Source organism: Amphritea balenae (assembly GCF_003858655.1).
GTDB classification, from domain to species: Bacteria; Pseudomonadota; Gammaproteobacteria; order Pseudomonadales; family Balneatricaceae; genus Amphritea; species Amphritea balenae.
Window position 1 is genome coordinate 272,521 of the sequence record NZ_RQXV01000002.1, and the last position, 25,121, is coordinate 297,641.

General features: G+C 47.2%; 19 protein-coding genes and 1 pseudogene. 14 read left to right on the forward strand and 6 right to left on the reverse strand.

Annotation, left to right across the window (positions count from 1 at the left end):
* Nucleotides 1-248 precede the first annotated feature (248 nt).
* The 12 genes and pseudogenes from EHS89_RS21225 to EHS89_RS05540 all read left to right on the forward strand — a co-directional run bounded on the left by EHS89_RS21225 (nucleotide 249) and on the right by EHS89_RS05540 (nucleotide 11,064).
* Nucleotides 249-1,508 carry a BPSS1780 family membrane protein gene (locus EHS89_RS21225; RefSeq protein WP_211340297.1) on the forward strand — a complete coding sequence of 420 codons (1,260 nt, stop codon included), beginning with the start codon at nucleotides 249-251 and terminating at the stop codon, nucleotides 1,506-1,508.
* Nucleotides 1,509-1,522: 14 nt separating this feature from the next.
* Nucleotides 1,523-2,227: an RDD family protein gene (locus EHS89_RS05490; protein ID WP_124925122.1), complete on the forward strand. Its 705-nt coding sequence runs from the start codon at nucleotides 1,523-1,525 to the stop codon at nucleotides 2,225-2,227.
* Nucleotides 2,224-3,213 carry a stage II sporulation protein M gene (locus EHS89_RS05495; protein ID WP_124925123.1) on the forward strand — a complete coding sequence of 330 codons (990 nt, stop codon included), beginning with the start codon at nucleotides 2,224-2,226 and terminating at the stop codon, nucleotides 3,211-3,213. Before EHS89_RS05490 ends, EHS89_RS05495 begins: the two co-directional genes overlap by 4 nt.
* A complete protein-coding gene (locus EHS89_RS05500) occupies nucleotides 3,197-4,714 on the forward strand; it encodes a hypothetical protein (RefSeq protein WP_124925124.1) in 1,518 nt (505 codons plus the stop codon). The genes EHS89_RS05495 and EHS89_RS05500 overlap by 17 nt, the downstream gene beginning before the upstream one ends.
* Nucleotides 4,701-5,954 (forward strand): DUF4350 domain-containing protein, encoded by a 1,254-nt coding sequence (locus tag EHS89_RS05505; RefSeq protein WP_124925125.1) that lies wholly within the window; start codon nucleotides 4,701-4,703, stop codon nucleotides 5,952-5,954. Before EHS89_RS05500 ends, EHS89_RS05505 begins: the two co-directional genes overlap by 14 nt.
* Complete coding sequence (locus tag EHS89_RS05510) at nucleotides 5,951-6,934, forward strand: AAA family ATPase (protein WP_124925126.1); 984 nt, start codon at nucleotides 5,951-5,953, stop codon at nucleotides 6,932-6,934. Before EHS89_RS05505 ends, EHS89_RS05510 begins: the two co-directional genes overlap by 4 nt.
* A complete protein-coding gene (locus EHS89_RS05515) occupies nucleotides 6,931-8,235 on the forward strand; it encodes a DUF58 domain-containing protein (RefSeq protein WP_124925127.1) in 1,305 nt (434 codons plus the stop codon). The genes EHS89_RS05510 and EHS89_RS05515 overlap by 4 nt, the downstream gene beginning before the upstream one ends.
* 81 nt (nucleotides 8,236-8,316) lie before the next feature.
* Nucleotides 8,317-9,057, forward strand: coding sequence for a sulfite exporter TauE/SafE family protein (locus EHS89_RS05520; RefSeq protein WP_124925128.1), 741 nt, complete (start codon nucleotides 8,317-8,319; stop codon nucleotides 9,055-9,057).
* Nucleotides 9,058-9,074: 17 nt separating this feature from the next.
* Nucleotides 9,075-9,395, forward strand: a complete 321-nt coding sequence (locus EHS89_RS05525; RefSeq protein ID WP_124925129.1) for a putative signal transducing protein — start codon at nucleotides 9,075-9,077, stop codon at nucleotides 9,393-9,395.
* 65 nt (nucleotides 9,396-9,460) lie between these two features.
* Nucleotides 9,461-10,018, forward strand: coding sequence for a pyridoxamine 5'-phosphate oxidase family protein (locus tag EHS89_RS05530; protein WP_124925130.1), 558 nt, complete (start codon nucleotides 9,461-9,463; stop codon nucleotides 10,016-10,018).
* A 110-nt stretch (nucleotides 10,019-10,128) separates the two neighbouring features.
* Nucleotides 10,129-10,260 (forward strand): annotated as a pseudogene (locus tag EHS89_RS05535) (DinB family protein); the annotation flags it as partial.
* 282 nt (nucleotides 10,261-10,542) lie between these two features.
* A complete protein-coding gene (locus EHS89_RS05540; protein WP_124925131.1) occupies nucleotides 10,543-11,064 on the forward strand; it encodes a cytochrome P460 family protein in 522 nt (173 codons plus the stop codon).
* 147 nt (nucleotides 11,065-11,211) lie between these two features.
* On the opposite strand, the gene EHS89_RS05545 is transcribed toward EHS89_RS05540, so the two are convergent.
* The 5 genes from EHS89_RS05545 to EHS89_RS05565 all read right to left on the reverse strand — a co-directional run bounded on the left by EHS89_RS05545 (nucleotide 11,212) and on the right by EHS89_RS05565 (nucleotide 17,190).
* Nucleotides 11,212-12,105, reverse strand: a complete 894-nt coding sequence (locus EHS89_RS05545) for a DMT family transporter (protein ID WP_124925132.1) — start codon at nucleotides 12,103-12,105, stop codon at nucleotides 11,212-11,214.
* Nucleotides 12,106-12,216: 111 nt separating this feature from the next.
* On the reverse strand, nucleotides 12,217-13,371 hold the full coding sequence (locus EHS89_RS05550; RefSeq protein WP_170167419.1) for a diguanylate cyclase domain-containing protein: 1,155 nt from the start codon (nucleotides 13,369-13,371) through the stop codon (nucleotides 12,217-12,219).
* Nucleotides 13,372-13,815: 444 nt separating this feature from the next.
* A complete protein-coding gene (locus tag EHS89_RS05555) occupies nucleotides 13,816-14,409 on the reverse strand; it encodes an indolepyruvate oxidoreductase subunit beta (RefSeq protein ID WP_124925134.1) in 594 nt (197 codons plus the stop codon).
* The gene (locus tag EHS89_RS05560; protein ID WP_124925135.1) at nucleotides 14,406-16,271 is read right to left on the reverse strand and encodes a thiamine pyrophosphate-dependent enzyme; all 1,866 of its coding nucleotides are present in this window, start codon (nucleotides 16,269-16,271) and stop codon (nucleotides 14,406-14,408) included. Before EHS89_RS05560 ends, EHS89_RS05555 begins: the two co-directional genes overlap by 4 nt.
* Nucleotides 16,272-16,581: 310 nt before the next feature.
* The gene (locus EHS89_RS05565) at nucleotides 16,582-17,190 is read right to left on the reverse strand and encodes a riboflavin synthase subunit alpha (protein ID WP_124925136.1); all 609 of its coding nucleotides are present in this window, start codon (nucleotides 17,188-17,190) and stop codon (nucleotides 16,582-16,584) included.
* Nucleotides 17,191-17,266: 76 nt separating this feature from the next.
* Here EHS89_RS05565 and EHS89_RS05570 point away from each other — a divergent pair, with 76 nt between their 5' ends.
* Complete coding sequence (locus EHS89_RS05570; RefSeq protein ID WP_229753639.1) at nucleotides 17,267-18,172, forward strand: TIGR01777 family oxidoreductase; 906 nt, start codon at nucleotides 17,267-17,269, stop codon at nucleotides 18,170-18,172.
* Between the two features lie 19 nt (nucleotides 18,173-18,191).
* Here EHS89_RS05570 and EHS89_RS05575 read toward each other — a convergent pair whose 3' ends face one another.
* A complete protein-coding gene (locus EHS89_RS05575) occupies nucleotides 18,192-19,970 on the reverse strand; it encodes a BatD family protein (RefSeq protein WP_124925137.1) in 1,779 nt (592 codons plus the stop codon).
* 204 nt (nucleotides 19,971-20,174) lie between these two features.
* Here EHS89_RS05575 and EHS89_RS05580 point away from each other — a divergent pair, with 204 nt between their 5' ends.
* Nucleotides 20,175-25,004, forward strand: a complete 4,830-nt coding sequence (locus tag EHS89_RS05580) for an NAD-glutamate dehydrogenase (RefSeq protein ID WP_124925138.1) — start codon at nucleotides 20,175-20,177, stop codon at nucleotides 25,002-25,004.
* Nucleotides 25,005-25,121 lie beyond the last annotated feature (117 nt).

The window sequence follows — 25,121 nt, forward strand, 5'->3', positions numbered from 1 at the left end:
ATCGTATACTTTGCTGATACAGATTGTTAGCAAAGTATATAGGCAGCATTTGATATTTTTTGCCCCCAAATTTTTTGATAAATAATGAGTCAACTGAAGGTTTAGTAAACGTGAGATATTAATTTCTAACCTTATATTTCATAAGTGTTTTTTTAATTTTAAGCTTTTTTTGAACGACCCTTGTGAATTATTCTGGTGCGGTTAGAATGAAATTTACTCATTAAGCTGGGCGTACAGGGAAATCGCAGATGTCTGAGTTATATAAGGTTGTATATACCGGTAAGCTAGATGATAACCGGGATCCGGAACAGGTTATCAACCTTTTCTCCGAGCGCTTTAAGTGCTCGCTTGATAAAGCGCGAAAATTGGTTCTGTCTCAGAAGGATGTGGTGATTAAAAGCGGCCTTGATGAAACTAAAGCGAAAAAATATCAGGCTGTTCTGAACTCAATGGGGATGCAGGTCAGCCTGGTGTCTCTGACGCCTGCCCCGAAAGCGTTTGCTTTTGAGATGGAAGATGATGATTCGTCAACTGAATCAGGTGATTCTGACTCTGCTGGCGACCACAAGGCTGATGGTAACAATGACGTTAAGAGCTGTCCTAAGTGTGGTTCGAAACGGTTAAAGGATGATAACTGCCTGGGTTGCGGTATCATTATTTCAAAGTATCTGGCGTTGCAGGAAACTGATCAGCATACTATTTCATACGAAGCCACCCCTCAGCCTGTTACTGAAACTGTTTCCTCTAATGATAATCCCTATCAGGCACCGGAAGCCGATCTGGCTCAGGAGTATGAAGAGGGTGAAATAAGCGGCCCGGTTTCTGTTCCCGTATCTCACAGTTGGCGTTGGCTGACTCAGGGGTTTGGCCACTTTAAACAAAATCCGGTGGCCTGGATTCTGACTATGGTTATCTGGATAGTCATTTCGGTAGTCATTAGTCTGATTCCTGGGATAGGTTCGCTGGCCATTACCTTATTGTCGCCGGTGATTGCCGCCGGGTATATGCTGGGCTGTCGGGAGCAGGAAGAGGGTGGTGATTTCCGCATCGGCCATCTGTTTAGTGGTTTTAGCAATAATGTTGGGCAGTTGATCTTAGTCGGTGTTCTCTATCTGGTGGGTAGCATAGTGATTGTTGTTGCTATCGGGATGTTTGCCGGCGGTACAATGTTTATGCTTGGCGGAGGTGATCCATCGGCAATGGGGCCTGAGATGATGTCGGCTCTTATGATCCCTATCTTAATTGCTATGCTATTTTTTATTCCACTACTGATGGCGTATTGGTTTGCGCCAGTATTAGTGGCGCTGAATGATATGTCGGCTATTGCTGCAATGAAAATGAGCTTTAGTGCCTGTCTCAAGAATATGCTGCCATTTTTAGTCTATGGCTTGCTGGGCGCTATCCTGATGATGATTGGTATGATTCCTATTGGTCTGGGGTTACTGATTGTTATGCCGATGTTTGTTGCTTCAATGTACGTCTCATACAGGGATATCTTTTACAGCTGATGCTGTAAATTCCTATGAACTCAGTTGTTAAAGTCCCCCGCACTGATACTATCCGAACCCACGAAACGCCAGAGGGTATTCGGCTTGAACTGCGTTTAGCCGGTTTGATTGTCCGGGCTTGTGCCTGGACAATCGATATGCTGATTCGCTTTGTGCTCTACGGGGTTATCTCTTTTATTTTTACTTATTTCGGTGGTGTTGGTACCGCCGTTATGCTGATCATGTTTTTTCTGATCGAGTGGTTTTATCCGGTTATTTTTGAAATTCATTCAGGGGCTACGCCGGGTAAGAAAGCGATGGGTTTGGTGGTCATTCATGATAATGGCACGCCTGTATCATTTTCATCTTCAGTGATACGAAATCTGCTGCGGGCAGCTGATTTTCTCCCCTTTATGTATGCTGCTGGCATATTGTCTGTTTTGATGAGCCGCGACTTTCAACGTCTCGGCGATCTGGCAGCAGGTACTTTGGTGGTATATCGGGATAAAGAACTGGAGCGAATTAAGTTGCCTGACGCTGCGATTGTTAGGCCATCTCTGGAACTTTCAGTTGAGGAGCAGAGTGAGATTATCCGTTTCGCGGAAAGATGCCCTCAGTTAAGTGTTGAGCGGCAGGCAGAGTTAGCAACGCAACTGAGTTATGTCACGGGCAAGCAAGGTACAGCCGCAGTGCAGGAACTACTGGGTTATGCTGCCTGGTTGACCCGGGGGCGTGGATGAAACAAGAGGCCTTTGAAGATCGTTATCAGTCCATCTGGGATCAGTTAGATGAGCAGTTGAGTGATCTGGAGAAGTTTCGCCTTCGTAGAGCCTCAAAAGACGAACTGCCAACCAACTTACCCCAGTTATACCGTCAGGTGTGTAACCATTATGCTTTAGCCCGGGCCCGGCGCTATAGTCCACTCTTAGTAGAGCAATTGCATCGGCTGGTGCTCAGAGGGCATCAGCAACTATATACTCGTCGGGGTGGTTGGTTCTGGCGTTTCCTGTCTTTTGTTGCCGTAGAGTTTCCCCGTAGCTTACGTCGTAATTTAAGCTATTTCTGGGTCGCCCTTGCGCTTTTTCTGGTGCCAGGCTTACTGCTAGGCAGTCTCTGTATGCTGGATGATAACCTGATCTATAGCGTTATGAGTGATGCTGAAGTGGCAAAGATGGAAGAGATGTACCGGCCCGATAATAACCGTCCGGGCCGCACCATCGAGCGTAGTGCCGATTCTGATTTTGCTATGTTTGGTTTTTATATTTTCAATAACATAGGGATAGGTTTCAGGACCTTTGCGATGGGGATTCTTGCGGGTGTTGGAACGGTATTTACCTTGTTTTATAACGGCCTGGTAATAGGCGGTGTAGCAGGTTATCTGAGTAGTCTGGGTTACTATGAAACCTTCTGGCCATTTGTCAGCGGACATTCTGCATTAGAGCTGACAGCAATCGTTATCTGTGGTGCAGCGGGGCTGATGTTGGGGCGGGGAGTCATTGCGCCGGGCCGGTACCGGCGTCTGGATGCTATTCGATTGCAGGCAGGATTGGCAGTTCCGTTAGTCATGGGGGCGGGCCTGATGCTCCTGGCCGCGGCGTTTATCGAAGCATTCTGGTCAGCCAGTGATCTGCCAAACATGATTAAGTACCTGTTTGGTATTCTGATGTGGGTGCTGATGACGCTGTATTTTATCTATGCTGGTCGGGGGGATGATGGAACTCGATAAGCTGGAAATATCTTTGCGTCGGCGTAGTGCCTGGGAAGCGATTGATCTGGGCTTTGCGCTGGCCCGGCGTTGGTTTGTACCTCTCTGGCTGCTCTGGTTAACCAGTGCAGTACCTTTAGGTGTGCTGTTGTTTCTGTTATTCAATGAGCAGCTATGGTTGTTGATGATACTGGTTTGGTGGTTTAAACCTTTGTATGAACCTCCTTTATTGTTCTGGTTGAGTCGGGCTGTGTTTGGCGAACAGTTGAAGGTGAAAACTGTTATCCGCCAATGGTGGTCTGTCATACGGCCACAGCTGTTTATCAATCTTACTTTGCGTCGCTTTAATCCATCCCGCTCCTTTACCATGCCGGTTGCGCTATTGGAGCAGCTCAAAGGTAAGGCACGCCGTAGCCGGATTAGTGTTCTGGGCAAGAATCAACATGCGGCAACCTGGCTGACCATTGTCGGCATCCATCTGGAAACGATTCTGGAGTTGGCATTTATAACGACCTTGTTTGTGTTGATACCTGAAGACCTGCGTTGGATCAGTCTTGATGATCTGATCATAGCACCGGGTCGAATCGGCGAGTGGCTGCAGTTGGCCGGCGGGTTACTTTGTATGTCGCTGATTGCACCTTTTTATGTGGCCGCAGGTTTTGCCCTTTATCTACATCGCCGAAGTGAACTGGAAGCCTGGGACATTGAGATCAGTTTTCGTCAAATCAATGAACGCGTACGAGAAAGCCAGACAAGTAAATCGAAACGTTTCCTGTCGATGTCAGTTTTATTTATCGCCTTATCGGGTTTGGCAGTGTTTCATCCGATCGCTGAAGCGGCGGGCAAACTGTCCGCGCGAGAGGCGAAGCCTGTTATAGAACAGGTACTGGCTGATGATGATTTTGGCCATACGGAAGAGACTCAATACTGGAAATATGTAGGGTCGACGGATAGTGAAGAGGCTGAAGCTGAAGATCACTGGTTTATCGAGCTACTTGAAATGCTGTTTAAGCGTATTGGTGGCTTTTTTGAAGGCTATGCCAGTATTGGTAAAATTCTGATCTGGATTGTCGGCATTAGTCTGGTGGTTTATCTGATTTACCGGGTGATGGGAAATACGCAATGGTTTTCAGGCTTAAAGCGATCTAGAAAACGCAACATTAATACGCCGGTTGAGTTATTTGGTCTTGATCTGAGGCCGGAACAGTTACCTGATAATCCTGCGGCTATTGCTCAGCAGTTAGCTGAGGCAGGTGAATATCGTGAAGCACTCAGCTTGTTGTATCGAGGTGCGCTGGTATATCTGGTTACTGAACAGGCTATAGATATACCTGATAGCGCAACGGAGGGGGAATGTCAGCTATTGGTGAGCCAATATCGAGATGTCGATGAATCGGAATATTTTAGCCAGCTGACGCATAGTTGGTTAGCAATGGCTTATGGTCATATCTTGCCAGAACAGGAACAGGTTCTGGTCTTATGTCAGCAATGGTCGGGGGTATTTGGTCATGAGCCTGGCTAACAAAATATTACTCTGGACCTTGGCTGCACTGCTTCTATTGGGAGTGTCCTGGTATACGGTTTGGTTTTTTACTAACTATGAACGCCAGACGAAACAGGAATTAGTCGATATTTCACCTGAAGCCCGGCGTAACCCCTGGCTGGCGGCTGAACGCTACCTGCAACAACTGGGTTATTCGACCGAAACCTATTCTGGTCGGGATCAAACCGCTAATCTGCCGCCGGTCACTGATACGTTGTTACTCCGAAGGTTACAAACGGAGATGACCGATACCCAGCTTTACCGGTTAAATGATTGGGTCGAAGCCGGTGGTACCTTAATTATTAGTCCTCAGGTTTTTACTGACACTGAAAATATAAAAGAGTCATTTATACAAGATCTTGGGGTGCGTTTACGTGAATCTTTATCCATCGAGAATGATGATACCGATGAGACTGTTGCGGTAGAAACCGGTGTTGCAGAATCAGCATCTGAAAGCTCTGTTGCTGATAAGAATGAAGCGAAAGCTGACCCTGAAAAGCGCTACCATCAAGTCAGCTTTACTCTCTTTGGTGAACCTGAATCTATCTCAGCGGGCTTTCGTCGTGACCGGTTTCTTGAGGATAGTGATAGCTGGGCCGTAGAGCGAGGCGGTAACGGTGCTGAGTATCACTATCTGAGGTTTGAGATTGGACAGGGAGCTGTTGCGGTGCTGAGTGATCTTGATCTGTTCTCCAATGAGCGGATAGGCCAGCTGGATCATGCCTTTATACTCGGCCATATGGTTGCTGATAGTCCCAGAGTCTGGTTGCAATATAGTCCTGATATGCCTGGTTTACCTGAGTTGTTGTGGCAAAAAATGCCTTTTGTCGTCATCAGCTTACTGCTCTTATTGATACTGATGGGGTGGCGACTATTTCTCTATACCGGTCCGACCCTTTCTTTACAGGATAGGCAGCGCCGTAACCTTTTAGAACATATCGAAGCGACAGCTTCCTACGCCTGGCGAATAGATCGTGGGCGGGGCATGTTTGAGTCAAATCGACAAGCGCTTGAACAAGCCTGGCGGCGACGACATCCGGTCTTGAACCCCATGACACAAGCCCAGCGCGGCGAATGGATTGGTGAAAAAACAGGTATGACTGCCAGTGCAGTAGAACGCAGCCTTTATCATTCGATAGATAAAGATCAGGATTTTATTAAAGCGACGCTGGTATTGCAGCAGTTAGCCAGTGGATTAAAACAGCGGGAGTTAGGATGAGCGATACGCAGGGACAGAATCAACTGTCGGAAAAAGTGCTACGCAAAGTCGGGCAGCTGGAGCAGGAAATTAGCCGCGCCGTTATAGGTCAGCGTCAGGTCATTCGGGATACGACTATTGCACTACTGGCCGGAGGCCATGTATTAGTCGAGGGTGTTCCGGGGTTGGGCAAAACCCTACTGGTTCGCAGCCTGGCTGCAGCTGTTGGCGGAGTATTTAACCGGGTTCAGTTTACCCCGGACCTGATGCCCAGTGATATCAGTGGGCATATCATGTTTGATCGTAAAACTGACTCTTTCCGGGTTCGTAAAGGGCCGGTGTTCTGTAATTTCCTGCTGGCGGATGAGATTAACCGTGCTCCCGCTAAAACGCAGTCAGCGTTGCTGGAAGTGATGCAGGAGCAGCAGGTGACTATTGAAGGGCAATCGTTCAGTTTACAGCTACCTTTCCTGGTACTGGCGACCCAAAATCCAATTGAGCAGGAAGGTACATATCCTTTACCGCAGGCTCAACTGGATCGCTTTCTGTTAAAAGTGTTTATTGATTACCCGGATGCCGACGAAGAACTGCAGATGGTGCAACAGATAACCGGGGATGCCGTAGGTGACAAACTGGATGTGTCTGCTGTAGAGGAGGTGTTACAGCCGGCAGAGATCATTAGTTTGCAGAAATACACCGCTCAACTTGAAGTTGATGAACAGATAATCGCTTATGCTGTGCGTATAGCCCGGGCGACCAGAGACTGGAGTGGTATCGAAAATGGCAGTGGTCCGCGGGGAAGTATCGCCATGTTAAGGGCCGGACGTGCCAATGCGGTGTTAGCCGGACGTAATTTTGTCACGCCAGATGATATAAAAGCGGTAGCCCCGGCCGTTTTACGGCACCGGATTAAACTGACGGCTGATCTTGAGATTGAAGGTTACCAGCCTGATGATGTGTTGAAAGATATCCTCAGTAATGTGGAGGCGCCACGGGTATGATCCCGTCGATCAGGGCGCTGGGGATTGTTGCAGTGCTGCTTGGTTTGTCATTACTGACTATCTGGTGGCCTGAACTTTATCTGCTACGAGACTTGTGTGCGGCTGTTATTGTTGCTGCGTCGTTGCTTGATATTTTGTTAGTGCGACGTGAACCCATGGTTGAGGTGAGCCGCGAACTGCGTGGTAGTGTACCGGTTGGGGTATGGAGTGAAGTTAAGCTGCAAGTAACCAACGCAGGGGGGCGTCCACAGTGGTTAACACTGCATGATCATCACCCAGCGGAATACGCCACTGAAGGTTTACCGCAACACATAACAGTGCCTGCTGAACGTAGTGCCCGCTTAACTTATAAGGTTCGACCGGATAGCCGGGGGGATGGACATTTTAACGGTGTTGATCTGGTTTCAGTTTCACCGTTGGGGTTGTGGCAGCGTAAGCGTTTTGTCAGCTTGCCGCAAACAGTTAAAGTCTATCCAAACTTCCGGGCTATCAGTCAGTATACCTTGCTGGCCACGGATCATCAGTTAAGTCAGTTGGGCGTGAAGCATCGCCTGCGCCGGGGTGAGGGCAATGACTTTCACCAGTTAAGGGGGTATCGGGCGGGTGATTCGCTGCGTCAGATCGACTGGAAGGCAACATCACGCTATCACAAACTGATCTCTAAGGAGTATCAGGATGAGCGGGATCAGCAGATACTGTTTATGTTGGATTGCGGTCGGCGTATGCGCCATAGCGAAGCTGAAGGTGGGCATCTTGATCAGGCCCTTAATGCCATGTTGTTGCTGGCCTATGTTGCCGCAGAGCAGGGCGATGCCGTGGGTTTTCATACCTTTGGGGGTGAGCAACGCTGGTTTCCACCTGCCAAGGGCGGTTCTGTGGTGCGGCAGATGATCGCCGGTACCTACGATATTGAAGCGACCCTTGAAGCGGCGGATTATCTGGAAGCTGCTCGTCAGTTAATGCCGCTGCAACGGCGTCGGGCATTAATCGTTATAGTGACCAATACCCGGGATGAAGACAGTGATGATCTTGTCACTGCGGTACGGTTGTTGTCCCGTCGTCATCTGGTGGTGGTTGCTGATCTGCGGGAAGAGATACTGGATCGTTGTCAGGCCGAACGGGTTGGAGACCTTGATTCAGCCTTGCGCTTTCATGGTCTGCAGGAGTATCTGGAAAGCCGTGCTCGTCATCACGATCTGTTACGTCATCAGGGGGCTGTCACTATGGATCTGCTGGCTAAACAGTTACTGGTCGCGCTGGTGAATCAGTATTTCACAGTTAAAGCGTCAGGACGTTTGTAAATTCGTTTTGTTGCTGCTGTAAGCGCTTGTTAGCCGCTGGTGTAATTCGCTCAATTATCTGTCTCGAGATAGAATCTTTGGATGTATGAACCTTTAACGTTTTTCATCATTGCTACAACCTTTGTTCTGGCGGGCACCGTTAAAGGTATTACCGGTTTGGGATTGCCAACCGTCATTCTGGCTCTGTTAACCATAGTGCTCGATCTGCACAATGCCATGGCTTTACTTATTATTCCTTCGTTATGTACAAATCTCTGGCAGGCTTTCGATGGCCGACATAGCCGGGTAGTGCTGAAGCGTTGCTGGCCGTTTTTACTGCCGGCAACACTATTTATTGGCTTAGGTGGTCAGTTATTGACGGTCATTGAGCCACAACTATTATCAGGCTTACTTGGCTTGCTACTCATATGTTACGCATCACTAAACCTGTTGGGTATGCGGTTGCAGATAACAGAGGAGCAGTCTGTTTGGATAGGTCCTGTTCTTGGTGCCATAAATGGTACCTTTACCGGCATGACCGGCTCTTTCGTGGTACCTGGTGTATTGTATCTACAGTCACTTGGTTTAACCCGGGATCAACTGATTCAGTCAATGGGTATGCTGTTTAGCCTATCGACTTTAGCGTTGGCATTGAGTTTAAGTGGGCAAGGTCTGTTGAATACGGATCAGTTACTACTTTCTTTCACAGGATTGCTGCCCGCATTAGCAGGCATGGTGCTGGGTAAAAAGATACGTCAGAAATTGTCCGAAGAATTGTTTCGAAAGGTGCTGTTTCTCGTATTGCTTCTACTTGGAATCTATATTGTGAGTTCATTGATCTGATCGTTAGGAAATGAGTTATGCAGGTTATTTACCGCGCTGCAGATATAACTGAGGCGCATATCATGGTGGGCATGTTGCGGGCTGAAGGAATAGACGCTGAAGCCGGAGGTCACTACCTACAGGGAGGTGTTGGAGAGTTAGGCGCAATGAATTTTGCGACGGTCTCGGTGGCAGCGAAAGATGTCGATACGGGGATAGCGCTAATTAGGGAATACGAACAGGCAGCTAAGGACCCAGTCAGGCTAAGTCAGAAAGAGGGGGTTAGGTTGTCACCATATATGTACCTGCCTCTTATCGTTTTACTTATCGGTCTGATTATCTACGGCATAGTGATCTGAAAACGGCTTGCTGAATCAGTAACGCTAAATAAACCAATACAGGCTAATAAATATGGAATACTGCGATGGGTGAACAATTAAAACAACTGGATGAAAAGCTGATCAGTTTTATTAATGATCAGCAGCTATATTTTGTTGGCACAGCGGGTGCTGAAGGCTTTGTTAATGTTTCCCCAAAAGGGATGGATAGCTTTCGTGTCATTAGTGAAACCAGGGTTGCCTGGCTCAACCTGACCGGCAGTGGTAATGAAAGTGCCAGTCATGTGCAGGAAAACAGCCGCATGACGGTCATGTTTTGTTCTTTTGATAAAACTCCGCTCATTTTACGTCTGTATGGTAGCGCAAGGGTAATTCATGAGCGGGATAGCGAGTGGAGTGAGTGGCTAGGGTTATTTCCTGATTATGAAGGTGCCCGACAGGTTTTTCTGTTGGATATTGAAATGGTACAAACCTCCTGCGGCTTTGCTGTGCCTTATTTTGAACCTAAGGGAGAGCGGTCAACATTGGTCCGTTGGGCTGAGAAAAAGGGTAAGCAAGGCGTCGCTGATTTTCAGAAGAAACATAACCTGAAAGATCTTAATGGCCGTGATACAGGCTTGCTTAAGCGGGTGCTAAGTGAATGATACAAAGGATTGCTTGAATAATGGTGCGAGTCTTTGCTAAAGAGCCTCTAGCGGATTTGGACTGTTAGTCCGAACTATAAAAATACGAAAGAGAAGTGTATACCAAAGCCTTTGGTATGTTGGTTCAACATCTGTTTAATCACCAGACTCATCACAGAGGGTAGTTAAGTACACTGCTATCTCAGGCCGGTATCGATATAGGAATAACCGATCTGTTGCTGATAATCCCCGATGCGGAGTGAGCAAAAAACCGCCCCCTTTTATTTTTTGTAAACAGACTGCTTATACCCACATTGGGGGTACAAATGAGTTGTTTTCAGGTTAATTTCATTACCATGTATTACATTTGATTTGCAGAGCAGATTAATCTGTCTTTTAAGTAAGATTAAAAGGTCTCAGTTTGGTGCGGTAGTCCTGGCGTATTAAGAAAGGATTTGATTATTTTTTTGTATCAATTCAGCACTCAGTTTTGTGGAACGCCTGAATTTAACCGCTGTACTTTCGGTCTATAGGGAAAAAATAATATGAAGCCCAGTAATTTAATCAAAGCCGGTTTGTTCCTTTCTATTAGTGGTCTGGTGGTTGGTTGTGCCTCCGCGCTGGATTATTCTGGTAATACTGATGCCCGTTGGGCAGATTTTAAAAGTTGGACCAAAATTACGCAGGATCGTACCAGTACCGGAGATCCGACAGGTTTGGTTAGCGGTGTCCATAAAGGTCGTGACGGCTATCGTGATGTCTATGTTAACGATATTGGTCTGGCAACAAATCAGGGTACAGCTCCCTATAATTACCCTGTAGGAAGCGTAATTGTTAAGGAACAGTTTGATGATCTGGCGGCGTTTAAAGCACAAAAGCCAACCGATCTGACCATAATGGTTAAGATCAGAGACAGTGCCACGCCTGATGCGAGCAACTGGGCCTGGGCTGCCGGGTATGATGCTAAGTTAGAAGAAGTGAATGCTTTCTGTAGCGGCTGCCACTCTGCAGCAGCGAAGGATGATTTCGTTTTCACTAATGAAGATTTTCTTAAGAAGTTTCATTAAACGCTTAGGGTTTTCTGTTTAGATTGAGCAAAGAATGCCTGTATCATTAGATACAGGCATTTTTCGTTGGCAGTAAGCTGAGCTTATTTGTGGCTGGTTATTTTAAGAGTCAGCTTTTGATAGCTTGTCGCTTAATGACTAGCCCGCTTATACCAGGCTTTGCTGACGTCGACGTGAGAATCTGAACTGAGAAATAATCATACCCGCTAACATCAGACTGCAGCCGATAATTGATCGGGTGCTAAATTCCTCTTCTAACAGCCACCAGCCACCCAGTAGTGCAAAAACCGCTTCCAAACTCATAATGATTGCTGCGTGTGATGCGGGAGCGTCCCGTTGGGCAACAACTTGTAGGGTATAAGCGATACCTACTGAGAACAGACCTGCATAAGCGATAGGTTGCCATGCCAGCGCTACATTCTTTAATGACAGTGTGTCCTGTTCGAATATAAAGGCGACCAGTAGGCTTAGCAGGGCACAGATGAAGAACTGAATGATTGCCAGACGAAGATTGTCGAGTTCACTGGCGAGCTTACCAATAATCACTACGTGGCCGGCCCAGAACAACGCGCTACCCAGCACTAACAAGTCTCCGGTATTAATACTGAAATCGTCACCAACGCTAAGGTAATACAGGCCGGTTACTGCGAGCAGTCCGCCTAGCCAGGTATTAAGACGTGTGATCTGGCCCAGAAATAAACCAATTAAGGGAACAATGATGATATAGAGGCCGGTAATAAAGCCTGCGTTACCCGCAGAGGTATAGAGTAGGCCTGCCTGTTGTAGGGATGCACCCAGAAACAAGAATGTACCAGCAGCGACACTACCACGAAGCATCGGCGCTATCTTGCAGGTGCCAGGGCGAGGCTTAAAAAACAGCAATAAAGGGAGTAGCGAAACGGCACCCAGTAGAAAACGGCTACCATTAAAGCCGAAAGGACCCAGATGATCCATTCCCAGCCGTTGGGCAACAAAAGCAAAGCCCCAGATGGCTGCGACCAGAAGCAGGATCAGATCTGCTCTAATATTCCGCGTTTCCATAAATTACATCTCAGTATCCGTTTTTAAGCCCGGTATTTTAGATACTTTGTATTGATTAGCAATCGCTAATAGCAGCGACCTGAATCAATATTTCAGGCTGTCTGTTTGAGCTTAACCGTTGCGCCGCTTACGTAGTTTACTAATCTGTTTCAGACGCTGTTCAGTGGTACGAAATAAGCAGTTAATGTCATGACCATCATCTGGGGCAATAGAGGACGCGATACTAACGCTTAAATGAGTATCGGGCTGTCGCAGAGGTAGTTCATTACTGAGCTTATTTGTCAGGGAAGCAATCAGGATGTCGAGCTGATTTTCCGAGTCAAGATTGACGATTAAAATGGCAAACCGAAATTCATCTATTCGTGCAGCAATATCAGATGACCTAATACTACTGGCTATTCTGTCAGCGGTAACTTTCAGGGTTTTTTGCATATTGTTCAAATCGAGTTGCAGGCTCAGTTGAGCAGCATTATCTATTTCCAGCATCACCAAACCGACGCGTTTATGCATGCGAAGTGTGCTAGCGATCATAATCTGTGAAGTTTCAAGGAAAAAACGTTTATTAGCGATGCCTGTTAATTCATCGTATAGCGCACTGGCACCGATCTGCTGCTTGGCTTTATGGTGATCTTCAACTTCCTGCTGTAGCAAAAGTTGGTAGCTGATATCACTGATTGAGGTTTTGGTGAGTAAAAAGGCTTTTGGCAGAGCAACCAGAATGGCCAGTGGAAGTAATATGGTGAGCATCATGTTCAGATATTGTTCTTGCGCCAGCATAAAATAGCTTAATGGCGGTAGCAGAACCAGTGTTGCTGCAAGGTAGTATTCAGGAATGATATTTATACTGAATAGCGACATAAACCAGATAAACAGCAAAATGGTATAGAGAATTACGGAATATATCTGGTCGGAAGTCTCAGGTATCAAAAAAGGAGAAAGGCCATATAGCAGGAAGGCAGTTAAACCTATTGAACAGCGTAAGATGATCCAGTTGCGTAACTCTTTAAAGCTACAGAGCTCTCTATAGAGGCGGTCACAGATTATGATGGCTATGGTCGTAATCAGAAAGGCAGCGATCCAGATCCAAAGATGTTCGATTGGCGTTTCTGAAACAAACTGAAACCAGGCAAGACAGCCGGTGCCCAGCATCATGATTGGTATATTTAGCAGGCTCTGCTTATGAAACAGATGGACCCGTTGGCAGAATACTTTACGGGAGAAGTCATCTGAAGGTTGTGGGTAAAGTAAAAAAAGTGGCGTCTTCATTAAATGCATCCATGCTTAGTTTTCAGCCATAAACAGGAATTCCTTTCCCGTCGTACTCATTGTAGTACTTGCTTTAGTACTGACAAAAGTTGAGTGAATTTAAGCGGGCAGGCCTGCTCTGATCGCAGTTATAAAGCCAAACAGAAACATACTGATAGAGACTGCGCCATAGAGAAAAGCAAAGCGCTTAAAAAATTTACGAACCGATGCCATAGGTATGTAACAACCTGAGTAGATATAATTTGAGCCCCATTTTACCGATAAAAGAACCGGGCAACAATTGTCTCGATTTTAAAACACAGTGTCGCAGAAAAGAGACTGCCCGGTCGTGCCGGGCAGTATTAAATGGTGATGTTAAGCGTTGATATCATAAGTAGTGCTTTTAAAGTTTCTTTTATCTTTAAAAACATCTACATAACCCTTATCTATAGCAGCCTTTATAACTTAGTTAAATGCTCTGCGCCCCAGGCTAAAGGCCTGACGATTCAGATCCACCAATGTTTCACCCTTACGGGCAAAGCGAGAAAGAATAACGTCTTCTAGTACTTCAGCCTTGAATGGCAGATGTTCAGATATCGCACCCAGCATAATGGTGTTAACCAGGCGTCGGTCGCCTAGTTCAATTGCCGCTTCGCCAGCATTGAAATGATGTAAGTTAACTTTCTCTTCGCGCATCTGGCCAATAGGGTCATCCGGGTAATCGAACAAGCCGATGGATACCACGGGTGGCTCTAATGGGTAGCTGTTAATCATGGCGACGGCATCTTTCTTCAGATGGGTATGCCAGCGCAGGGCTTCAGCCGGTTCAAATGCGATCATCATATCCGCATCACCAGGCTGAATAGAGGGAGACAGTACTTTTTTACCAAACCGAACGTGAGAGGTTACAACACCACCACGTTGTGCCATGCCGGCGACCTCAGTTTTTTTAATATCGTAGCCGAGTTCCAGTGCCGCTTGAGCCAGAACATCGGCAGCAGTCATCACACCTTGCCCGCCGATACCAACGACTAAAATGTTGGTTACCTGATCGTTCATGATTTCACCTCGACTGCATTGATCTTGTTGACATTGAAGGCTGGTACTATCGCATCAGGAGCACAGGTTCCTGTACACAGATCGCAGCCGGTACAAGCCGCAGTATCGATAGTAACGAAGGCCAGCTCTTTCTCTTTACCATTAGGTTTAACGACGGTCTCACGGCTTTTTACCAGAATTGCCGGACACCCGATATCAAGACAATTGCTGCAACCGGTGCATTTATCATCTTCAACTTTCAGTGGGGGCAGTTTGCCATAACGCTCGGTCAGTACGCAGGGTTGATTGGTGATAATGACCGAAGGCTCTTTAATTTTGGTTTCAGTTCTCAGTGCTTTAAAGAGGGTTGGCAGTTCATATGGATTAACTTCGTGGATACGTTCAGGCTTTACACCTAGAGCTTCACAAAGTTTCCTGAAGTCTACCTGCATGGTTTCTTCACCATGGATATTCAGACCTGATGATGGGGCGTCCTGGCCGCCGGTCATGCCAACGGCGCGATTGTCCAGTAACAGAATGGTGACATTACCTTTGTTATAAGTAATATCCAGCAATCCCTGCATACCCATATGCAGGAAGGTTGAATCGCCTATTACAGCAAGAATATTCTTGTTTTCATCCTCTGCTGCCCGGCCTTTGTCCAGGCCCTGTGCAACACTGAGTGACGCTCCCATGCTGATAGTGGTATCCAGCGCATTCCACGGGTGTCCAGCGCCCAGAGTGTAGCAGCCGATATCACCTGCGATAATTGTATTTTTCACATGGGACAGGCAGTAATAGATGCCCAGATGAGGGCAGGCCACACACATGGTGGGTGGACGGGGAAATACCTGAGTCGTTGGAATCAGTTCACTATCGGTTTCTTTACCCAATAATTTATCGATACAGGGTGCCAATACCTGAGGTGCTAGTTCACCAATTCTTGGTAAAATATCTTTACCGTAGACGTCGATACCCGCTGCACGCAGTTCCGTTTCCAGCAACGGCTCAACCTCTTCCACAACAACCAGTTTGGCAACGCTTTTAGCAAATTCACGAATCGCTTCAATCGGAGCCGGATGGGTAAAACCTAGCTTATAAACCGGAGCATCGGGGTAAGATTCTTTCACATGGTAGTAGGCCGCACCGGAGGTGACAAAGCCGATACTGTTATCGCTGCCTGCTTCAATACGGTTAAGCGGATGATCCAGTGTGGCTTTAGCCAGCTCTAAATCACGGGCCATCATCAGAGGAATACGTTTCTTTGCATTGCCCGGTACCATTACAAAACGGGATGGATCTTTCTTAAAGCCTCCCGCTTCATGCTGTTCAGCTGGTTCGGTGATAACGACGCCTTTTACATGACAGATGCGGGTCGTTAAGCGAACCATTACTGGTACGTCATATTGTTCAGATAAGCCAAATGCCAGACGGGTCATTTCGTAGGCTTCCTGAGCATCGCTGGGCTCAAGTAGAGGAATATGAGCAAAACGCCCCCAATAACGGGAATCCTGTTCATTTTGTGAAGAGGATAGTCCTACGTCGTCCGCAACGACCAGTACCAGTCCACCTACCGCGCCGATTAAGGTTTGGGTCATTAACGCATCAGACGCGACGTTGACACCTACGTGCTTCATTGCGCACAACGCCCGACTACCCGCCAGAGAGGCACCGATAGCGACCTCAAGAGAGACTTTTTCGTTAATCGACCACTCGGTATACATCTCCGGGTACTGAGCAATAAATTCAAGGATCTCTGTTGAAGGCGTGCCGGGGTAAGCAGCAGCAACTTTGCAGCTGGCATCACGGGCTGCCTGAGCAACGGCTTCATTGCCCGATATAAACTGGCGCTGACCCTGTTTAGTTTGCAGTGGTGCGTTCACAGTAAGCTCCTCAAATGCTGTTTAACTGATATTTTTTTATAAGTTTTAGACTGTAAAGTGAATCATAATGGATCGATTCTATCGGTAGATCCGAAATTACTGCCTGATCTGAATCAATAAACAGAGATAAGTAACACTATTGGGTTAGAAGAATTTTGCTTAAATTGTGATTTTTAGAGAGGGGTTTGCGTAAAAGGGGATGGTTTAGGTGAAAATTGTACAGAGGCATCAGAAACAAAAAAACGCACCTTTTGGTGCGCTTAATAATGCAAAGTGATTCTTTTGATCTAACTAATGAGATGATTGTGTGTCAGTTGTTTTTGTTCATGTAGCGCTCAACGGTATCGACAACGGCCTGAGTCTGGCTGTCTATTTCAAGATTTATGTTGTTTCCCAGTTGTGCTGAGCCAAAGGTGGTGACACTCAGAGTTTCAGGTATCAGGTAAACATTGAAACGGTTGTTTACAACTTCGCCAATCGTCAGGCTGCAACCATTGAGGGCAACAAATCCTTTTGGCAGGATATACTTCATGAGCTCGGGTTGGCTTTCAAACCAGATAATACGATTGTCTTCAGGCTGTTCAATCTGACAGATCGCTGCCTGTCCATGGATATGCCCTGATAGCATATGCCCGCCAATTTCATCCCCGATTCTGGCTGCCCGTTCAAAATTAACCTGATCGCCGGGTTTAAGATTACCCAGGTTAGTCACACGCAATGTTTCCATTATCAGATCAAAACGAACCTGGTTATTGTTAAATCCGGTAATTGTCAGGCAGGTGCCGTTAACCGCTATGCTTGCACCGGTCGACAAGTTATCGCAATTGATTTCAGGTAGGGCCAGTGTAAGTTGCATGAACTGCTCTTTGATGGTTGTCGTAATGACAGTAGCGGTGCCCTGAACTATCCCGGTAAACATGGTAATTCCTGTTATTTAATGACTGGACTATGTTTATAGGGGCAGAGCTAATCGATTGCAATGGCTGAGGATATAGATGATGAGAGTTCTGATAAGTGGTGCTACCGGTTTTATTGGTCGTTATCTGGTTCCCCGTTTGATTGAGTATACCCACGAGCCCGTCGTCTGGGCCCGGTCAAAAAGCAAGGCTGAAAAATTATTTGGGGCGGTCAGGGTGATCGGGGATCTTTCCGAGATTGGCAATGACGAACAGATAGACGCCATCATCAACCTGGCTGGTGCGGGTATCGCTGAGCAACGCTGGAGTGTTGCACGTAAACGTTATCTGGTTGATAGCCGGCTCGACACGACCTGGGCGTTGAACGGCTTAGTTGAACGCTTGGACGTTAAACCTGAAGTGTATATCAGTGGTTCTGCGGTAGGGTATTACGGCTGTCAGGATGACGATCGGTTACTTGATGAGGAGGCTGAGGTTGAGCAGGGTTTTACCCATCAGTTGTGCGCTGAATGGGAGCAGGTCGCTCTGTTGAATCGGGCTAAGGGCGTGCGTGTTTGTCTGATCCGTTCTGGTGTTGTGCTGGGAGAGGGGGGCGCACTGGCAAAAATGTTGCCGCCGTTTCGTTTGGGCTTAGGAGGCCCGGTCGCTTCAGGTAAGCAATGGTTGTCCTGGATACATATTGATGATGAGGTAGAGATCATCTGTATGATGTTGACCCATACTCACTTTAGTGGTGCTTATAATCTTACCTCGCCCAATGCTGCAACTAATGCTGATTTTAGCCAGGCGTTGGCGGGAGTGTTGAGCCGTCCAGCCTGGTTTCGGGTGCCCGCAGGCGTCATCAGACTGATGCTGGGAGAGGGGAGTGAGTTATTGGTAAGAGGGCAGCGGGTTTACCCTCAGCGCTTATTAGATGCCGGTTATAAATTCGCCTTTGATGACCTCAGAACCGCACTAAAGCAGATACTTGAACCTGATGATTAGTGGTGTACAGCACTAATACTTACACCTCTTCAGCCTGTTGTAACTGGCTTTCTCTTATGCGCACCAGTGCTTCAGCCAGCAGGTCACCAGACCATTCGCCGCTTTCCTGACCGCTGATATAGCTTTCCATATCGATCAGCAGAAGCTCCAGGGTTTTACTACTGTTAAGTTCGCTTAGATCATTACTATTGTCGAAGCTATTGTGAGGCCAGAATAATCGGGCCCATTCGAGTGTCAGTAATCGTGCTTCTAAAGGATTGTCATTATTGCAGGCATTGATCGCTTTTTGGAAAACATCCTGTTCAGCCTGAAGTAACTGAGTTAACTGATCGCTGTTTGCGTCTGAACTATCGTTTAATGCAATAGGGACAGTACTGGTGTTATCCATTTCATAGGTAGGATTTTCAACATCGTTACTCTGGTTTCGTTTAAGGCGGGTATAGCTATACAGCCAGCCCAGAGAACTGATAGTTGCAATTGCGGAGAGTAACCAGACCAGTAACTTAACGGTGTTATCTGCTGAAGATTGCGGTTCTTTGTTTGTCACTGCAGTGGCGGTACTACCCATTGAATTTGCTTGAGTCACTTCTGCCACGGTTATTACCGCTTGATCTTGTGCCGGTTCAACTCTGAGTACTATTGCACTGAGTTGCGCCAGAGAGTCTTTATCATTGGCCACATTCCACCAGGGAATAGTGATAGCCGGCAAAGTGACCTCACCCCGCTCTTTTGGCGTAATACGTACCACTTCTGTTCGACTACTAATGATGCCTTTTGCAGTAGTGTTTTGCTCAAGAATAACATCTTCAATGGTCAGTTCGGCCAATTCATTTCTAAGTGACATGAGTGCGGGTAGCTGCTCAGCTGTCAGGCCTTCCGCAGTCACTTTGATGCGACGTACAAGAGTATCTCCCAGTATTATCTGATCAACAGGATCACTCATGTTTTCAAGTGTCAGGCGTCGGGCGGGTAGCCAGTAGCCTTTTATCTTCTGCGTCGGTTTTGGCAGAACGTCTATCTGTAGTGGCTCGCTACTGAGTTCAGTGGTGCCGGGGCCAGCATTAAAAACAGCCGGGGGAATGGTGAGTATCCCTGGCTGATGAGGAAATAATGCATAGTTTCTTTCAGTTACCTGGTAGTTCTGCCCCTGAATCTGTCGATTGTAACGTCGGGGTTCGCCTAGTTGGAGTATCTGGGTATTAGGGATGTCTGGTTCAGACATTCTGGCCATAGGTGGCAGCTCATTCAGGGAGAACAGGCGCTGGCTATAGAGCAACTGAGTATTTTGATAGAGCTCGTAATTATCGACAGCGCTTTCAAGGTAGGCTTCTCTGCTGATAACCGCTGCGGCGCCAGTGTCACCGGTGACACTGATTAAGAGTGGCTGACTTTGCTCGTTATATAACTGTAAAGGAGGGATCTTAAGATCTCCTGCCCGGCGAGGCCGAAGTAGAATTCTCCATCGGGTACTATATTGATTTGTTCCCTGAGCGTGGCTGGAAACAGTCATCTGCTTACTGCCGAGAAAATGAAAATCTTTAGTCAGTGGTGAAAAATCAGGTCGCTGGGTTGAGCGTTGATTAACTTCAACGGTGAGTTGAAGAGTTTCACCGATGGAGATTGCATAGCGGTCGGAAAATACATTGACGTCGGCCACCGCCGGTAGTGTTGGCAGCAGGGCCGAAAGCAGACCGGCCAGTAGAACGGATAGTCGGGCTTTTAATCGGGCGCCTGGTAGAACTTTATGTAGAGCTTTGCTCAGAGCTCTTGGAAGAAGGCGGAGAATCTTCTGCTGCATGGATCGTCTAATCTCGTTTATATCGGCCGGGATAAAAAATATCTGTACCGCTAATCAGCTGGTTGCTGACCCGTCACAGCTAAGAGGCAAACTAAGTTTTAGCATAACTGATAAAAGTATGTAATTCATATAATTTTAGCCATAGCTAAGCTATTGTTTTTACTATACTCATGGAAGTAGCTTCGGCGATTGAAGGGGATCAATATGGCACAGAGTATCAGTGAAATAAGAACGGGCTTGCAGACCACGCTTGCTCGGCTCATTAAACAGCGTTTGCCGGGCGATAATGCAGGTCAGGTTGAAGCCTTTGCTTCCAGTTTTTATGCCACCATGGCGGACGAGGATATTGTTAGCTGGCGACCTGATGATCTCTGTGGTGCCACCTTGTCAGCCTGGGAATTTCTTCAGTCTATTCAACCGGGTCAGCCTAAAGTCAGGGTTTATAATCCGGACTTTGAGCAGCATGGCTGGCAGTCTGTGCATACCATTGTGCAAGTGCTGAGTGATGACCTGCCCTTTACGCTTGATTCTATGCGGGTGGAGTTAAATCACCGTAATATCGGCATACACTCTGTACATAATTCGGTTCTGACAGTTAAGCGAGATGACAGACACCAGTTTGTTTCTTTGTTGCCTAATAACAGCCGGGCAAAAACGGCGCGTCATGAAACACTTATTACTCTGGAAATAGATCGCCATGCTGACTCCGAGCTGCTGAAAGATCTACAGCAGGCGCTGGATGAAGTGCTTTACCAGGTTGGAATTGTAGTGGAAGACTTCCGGCCAATGGAGACGCAGCTGGATGAGTTGGTCGAGATGTATGGCTGTATAGAGCCGGATAAGCAGCCTGAGGGGTTGATCGAGGCGAGGGAGTTTCTTCAGTGGCTAAAACTTCATTTTACTTTCTTGGGGTATGACCAGTATCAAAGAACTGGTCCGCGCAGCAAAAAACTGGAAGTCGTTATGGGTAGTCAGTTAGGGCTACTTAAATATTGTGACGAATACTGCAGATCAGAGCTTATCGATGATAAGCAGCGTGATATGGCGCAGTTTACGTTGATCCCCGAGCTTTTATTGTTCACTAAGTCTCCCAGTAAATCACGGGTACACCGGCCGGCATATCCGGACTACATAACCCTAAAACGGTTTGATGAAACAGGCCGGGTTATTGGTGAAAGCCGTTTTCTTGGTCTCTATACCTCGGGTGTCTATTTGGGTAATGCGCGTCAGATTCCGGTGGTTAGAAAAAAAGTTGCAGCGGTCCTTGAGCGTTCAGGGCGGCATGAAAATAGCCATGACTGGAAAGAGTTACAGCAAATTCTTGAAGTTCATCCCCGCGATGATCTGTTTCAGGCAAGTATAGATGAGCTCTATAAGACAACCCTGGGGATTCTGCATATTCATGAACGTCGTCAGATCCGATTGTTCGCCCGCCGGGATGAGTTTGGTCAGTATGCGTCCTGCCTTGTCTATGCTCCAAGGGATGTTTACAGCACTGAATTCAGGTTGAAAGTTGAAAAAATACTTCTCAGTGAGTTGGGCTGTAATCAGGCTGAATTTAATACCTATTTTTCTGAATCAATTCTGGCGAGAACACATTTTGTTTTGCGTAGCGAGAGCCCTATTGTCGGGGATATTGATGTCGAGGGGTTGCAGCGTAAGATTCAACAAGCAGCGCGGAGCTGGTCCGATGAACTCTATGAGGCGCTGATCGAAGCCCAGGGTGAAGAGCAGGGTATTGTTGCCTTTAACAGCTATGGCAGAGGTTTCGCATCTAGCTACAAAGAGGATTTTCCACCCAGAACGGCGGTTGTTGATATTCAGCACATGGATCAGCTTGATACTGAAAACCAGTTATCCCTGAGTTTCTACAGCACACTTGAGGCGAGTAGCCGGAGCCTTAGTTTCAAGTTATTCAACATGGGTTGCCCATTGCCATTGTCTGATGTGCTGCCGGTGCTGGAAAACTTAGGTTTGCGGGTTATTGATGAGCACCCCTATGCGGTTAAGAGTGCAAAGGGAAGTGTCTGGATTCATGATTTTAATCTGCAAAGCTCTTTTACTATGCAGCTTGGCCCAAAAGAGATGAAAGCATTTTTCCAGGATGCATTTATGCAGATCTGGCAGGGTAAAGCTGCCAATGATGGATTTAACCGTTTAGTGCTGGGAGCAGGGCTGACCTGGCAACAGGTTAATATATTGCGTGCCTATGCTGCATACATGAAGCAGATGCGTTTTCCGTTGGTAGGTGGTGCGGTTAAAGCAACATTAAATAACAGTCCGGTGATTGCCAGAAAGATGGTCGGGCTATTCGAGGCCCGGTTTCAGCTAGGCGTAACGGATGCTAACACTTGTGAAGCTTTAGAGCAGGATCTGTTGGCTCAGCTTGATTCAGTAGAAAGCCTTAATGAAGATAAAATTATTCGACAGCTTATTGCCCTGATTAAGGCGACTCAGCGTACTAATTATTATCAAACAGATGCGAATGGAATTGCGGCACCGTATTTGGCGTTTAAACTTACTCCGGGGCAGGTTCCTCAAATGCCGGAGCCTAAACCCATATTTGAAATTTTTGTGTTTTCACCTCGTTTTGAAGGTGTACATCTGCGGGGCGGAAAAGTCGCTCGTGGTGGATTACGCTGGTCTGACCGCTACGAAGATTACCGTACTGAAGTGCTGGGATTGGTTAAAGCTCAGCAGGTTAAAAATGCGGTGATAGTGCCTGTTGGTGCGAAGGGGGGCTTTGTTGCAAAAGGTCTGAATAGCGATATGACCCGTGAAGAATGGTTGGCGGAAGGGGTGGCCTGCTATCAGCAGTTTATCAGTGCGTTGTTGGACCTGACCGACAATCTGGTGGATGGAGATATATTGCCACCGGCACAGCTGACTCGACATGATGAAGATGACCCCTATCTGGTTGTTGCGGCGGATAAAGGTACCGCAACCTTTTCAGATATCGCTAACGGTATTGCTGAGAAGCGGGGGTTTTGGCTGGGTGATGCGTTTGCCTCAGGCGGTAGCCAGGGATATGACCATAAAAAAATGGGGATCACTGCCAAAGGCGCCTGGGTTTCAGTAGAACGACACTTCAGAGAGCTGGGGGTTAACGTTTCGACAACCGACTTCTCTGTTGTCGCTGTGGGCGATATGTCCGGTGATGTGTTTGGTAACGGTATGCTGTTATCAAAGCATATCTGCCTATTGGCGGCCTTTAATCATCTGCATATCTTTATAGACCCCAGGCCCGATGCCGCTAAAAGCTGGTCCGAGCGACAGCGGCTGTTTAAGTTATCCCGCTCCGGCTGGGATGATTATGATAAGGCGCTGATCTCCCGTGGTGGTGGCGTGTTTAAACGTACGGCTAAGTCAATTGCAATCAGTACGGAGATGAAACGTTGCTTTGATATTGCTGAAGATAGCCTGCCCCCCAATGAACTGATTAGCCGGTTTCTTTGCGCCCCGATTGATCTGTTCTGGAATGGTGGCATCGGGACCTATGTTAAAGCGAGCTTTGAAACCGATGAAATGGTGGGCGATAAAGCCAATGATACCGTGAGGGTTAATGCCTGTGATCTGCGTTGCAGGGTGATTGGAGAGGGCGGTAATCTTGGTATCACGCAGGAGGCCCGGATGGAATATGCCCGTCATTTTGGTCGGGCAAATACCGACTTTATTGATAATGCCGCCGGCGTGGATTGTTCTGATCACGAAGTAAATATCAAAATTCTGCTTAATGGCATTGTTGCTGATGGCGATCTTACATCTAAGCAACGCAACCAGTTACTGCAAAAAATGACCGAAGATGTGGCGCGGTTGGTGCTGAAGAATAACTATCGTCAGGTTCAGGCAATCAGCCTGGAGCAGATACGTGCGGTAGATGCGATGGGAGAAAACCGCCGTTATATCCAGGCTCTGGAACACAGGGGGCTATTGAACCGGGGGCTGGAATTCCTTCCCGATGAAGATATTCTGATGGAGCGTCAGTCAGAAGGTGCTGGGCTCACTCGTCCAGAGATTTCCGTTCTTATTTCATACAGTAAAGCGGAATTGAAGCAATTATTATTAGATTCCTGTGTGCCGGATGATGATTTTCTCAATCAGGAGCTGGCGACAGCCTTTCCTGAGACATTAACCGATAAGTATTCAGAGCAATTGAGTCAGCACCGTTTGAGTCGTGAGATAGTGGCGACCCAGTTAGCCAATAATATGGTTAACTACATGGGATTCAAATTTGTTGACCTGCTTCGTTCTTCCACCCGGGCAGAGATCGATCGTATAACCCGTGCCTATGTACTGGCCAGGGAAGTGTTTGATATGCAGCATCTATGGCAGCTTATTGAATCACTGGATTATGAGATTGATGCGGGCATGCAGCTGCATATGATGGATGAGTTACAGTATCTGGTGCGCAGGGCAACCCGATGGTTCGTGGTTAACCGTCCAGATATGGATAATATCTGTGCCAAAGAAGTGCAGTTGTTCCGTTCAACTATTACTGAGCTTAGAGGGCAGTTGGGTAAGCTGCTTTGTGGTCAGCCAAAGCAGGACTGGCATGAAGCTTATGAGCGTTATATCGATGCCAGGGTGCCGGAAGAGCTGGCGATGGTTATTGCCGGCACCCGGAGTTTATATGCGGTACTGAATATCATTGAGGTGGCAGGTAGTAATGATCTGCCTGTCGACCGGGTTGCTCAGGAGATGTTTGAGGTTGCTGAATCGTTGCAGTTGCACTGGCTGATAAGCCGGTTGAATGAACTTGATCGGGATAATCAGTGGCAGGCGTTAGCACGGGAGTCATTCCGTGATGATATTGATAATCAGCACCGGGTGATTGTTACTGCAGTGCTTAATGCCGGATTATCAGGCAACGGGAAAAGGGAGCGGGGCTTTGATGTATGGAAAGCCGGATTTACACAACCACTCGAGCGCTGGTTGAACCTGATCAATGATCTTAAAACGGCAGAGAAGCAAGGCTATGCCATGTATACCGTGGCTATATCTGAATTGATTGAACTGGGGCGTGCCTGTAAGTAAACTATTCAGTGGTAGTTTGATTCGATAGTACATGCCATAAGATGTACGTTTCTATAGTGCTTGGCCTTGTGTTAGCAGCGCAAGGTGAATTGGATAGATGATAGCCGGGAAAAGCAC

What these genes read in the sequence shown, in the direction of transcription:
- EHS89_RS21225 (WP_211340297.1), top strand. Translation starts at nt 249, where the DNA reads ATGTCTGAGTTATATAAGGTTGTATATACCGGTAAGCTAGATGATAAC.
- EHS89_RS05490 (WP_124925122.1), top strand. Translation starts at nt 1,523, where the DNA reads ATGAACTCAGTTGTTAAAGTCCCCCGCACTGATACTATCCGAACCCAC.
- EHS89_RS05495 (WP_124925123.1), top strand. Translation starts at nt 2,224, where the DNA reads ATGAAACAAGAGGCCTTTGAAGATCGTTATCAGTCCATCTGGGATCAG.
- EHS89_RS05500 (WP_124925124.1), top strand. Translation starts at nt 3,197, where the DNA reads ATGATGGAACTCGATAAGCTGGAAATATCTTTGCGTCGGCGTAGTGCC.
- EHS89_RS05505 (WP_124925125.1), top strand. Translation starts at nt 4,701, where the DNA reads ATGAGCCTGGCTAACAAAATATTACTCTGGACCTTGGCTGCACTGCTT.
- EHS89_RS05510 (WP_124925126.1), top strand. Translation starts at nt 5,951, where the DNA reads ATGAGCGATACGCAGGGACAGAATCAACTGTCGGAAAAAGTGCTACGC.
- EHS89_RS05515 (WP_124925127.1), top strand. Translation starts at nt 6,931, where the DNA reads ATGATCCCGTCGATCAGGGCGCTGGGGATTGTTGCAGTGCTGCTTGGT.
- EHS89_RS05520 (WP_124925128.1), top strand. Translation starts at nt 8,317, where the DNA reads ATGTATGAACCTTTAACGTTTTTCATCATTGCTACAACCTTTGTTCTG.
- EHS89_RS05525 (WP_124925129.1), top strand. Translation starts at nt 9,075, where the DNA reads ATGCAGGTTATTTACCGCGCTGCAGATATAACTGAGGCGCATATCATG.
- EHS89_RS05530 (WP_124925130.1), top strand. Translation starts at nt 9,461, where the DNA reads ATGGGTGAACAATTAAAACAACTGGATGAAAAGCTGATCAGTTTTATT.
- EHS89_RS05540 (WP_124925131.1), top strand. Translation starts at nt 10,543, where the DNA reads ATGAAGCCCAGTAATTTAATCAAAGCCGGTTTGTTCCTTTCTATTAGT.
- EHS89_RS05545 (WP_124925132.1), bottom strand. Translation starts at nt 12,105, where the DNA reads ATGGAAACGCGGAATATTAGAGCAGATCTGATCCTGCTTCTGGTCGCA.
- EHS89_RS05550 (WP_170167419.1), bottom strand. Translation starts at nt 13,371, where the DNA reads ATGAAGACGCCACTTTTTTTACTTTACCCACAACCTTCAGATGACTTC.
- EHS89_RS05555 (WP_124925134.1), bottom strand. Translation starts at nt 14,409, where the DNA reads ATGAACGATCAGGTAACCAACATTTTAGTCGTTGGTATCGGCGGGCAA.
- EHS89_RS05565 (WP_124925136.1), bottom strand. Translation starts at nt 17,190, where the DNA reads ATGTTTACCGGGATAGTTCAGGGCACCGCTACTGTCATTACGACAACC.
- EHS89_RS05570 (WP_229753639.1), top strand. Translation starts at nt 17,267, where the DNA reads ATGATGAGAGTTCTGATAAGTGGTGCTACCGGTTTTATTGGTCGTTAT.
- EHS89_RS05575 (WP_124925137.1), bottom strand. Translation starts at nt 19,970, where the DNA reads ATGCAGCAGAAGATTCTCCGCCTTCTTCCAAGAGCTCTGAGCAAAGCT.
- EHS89_RS05580 (WP_124925138.1), top strand. Translation starts at nt 20,175, where the DNA reads ATGGCACAGAGTATCAGTGAAATAAGAACGGGCTTGCAGACCACGCTT.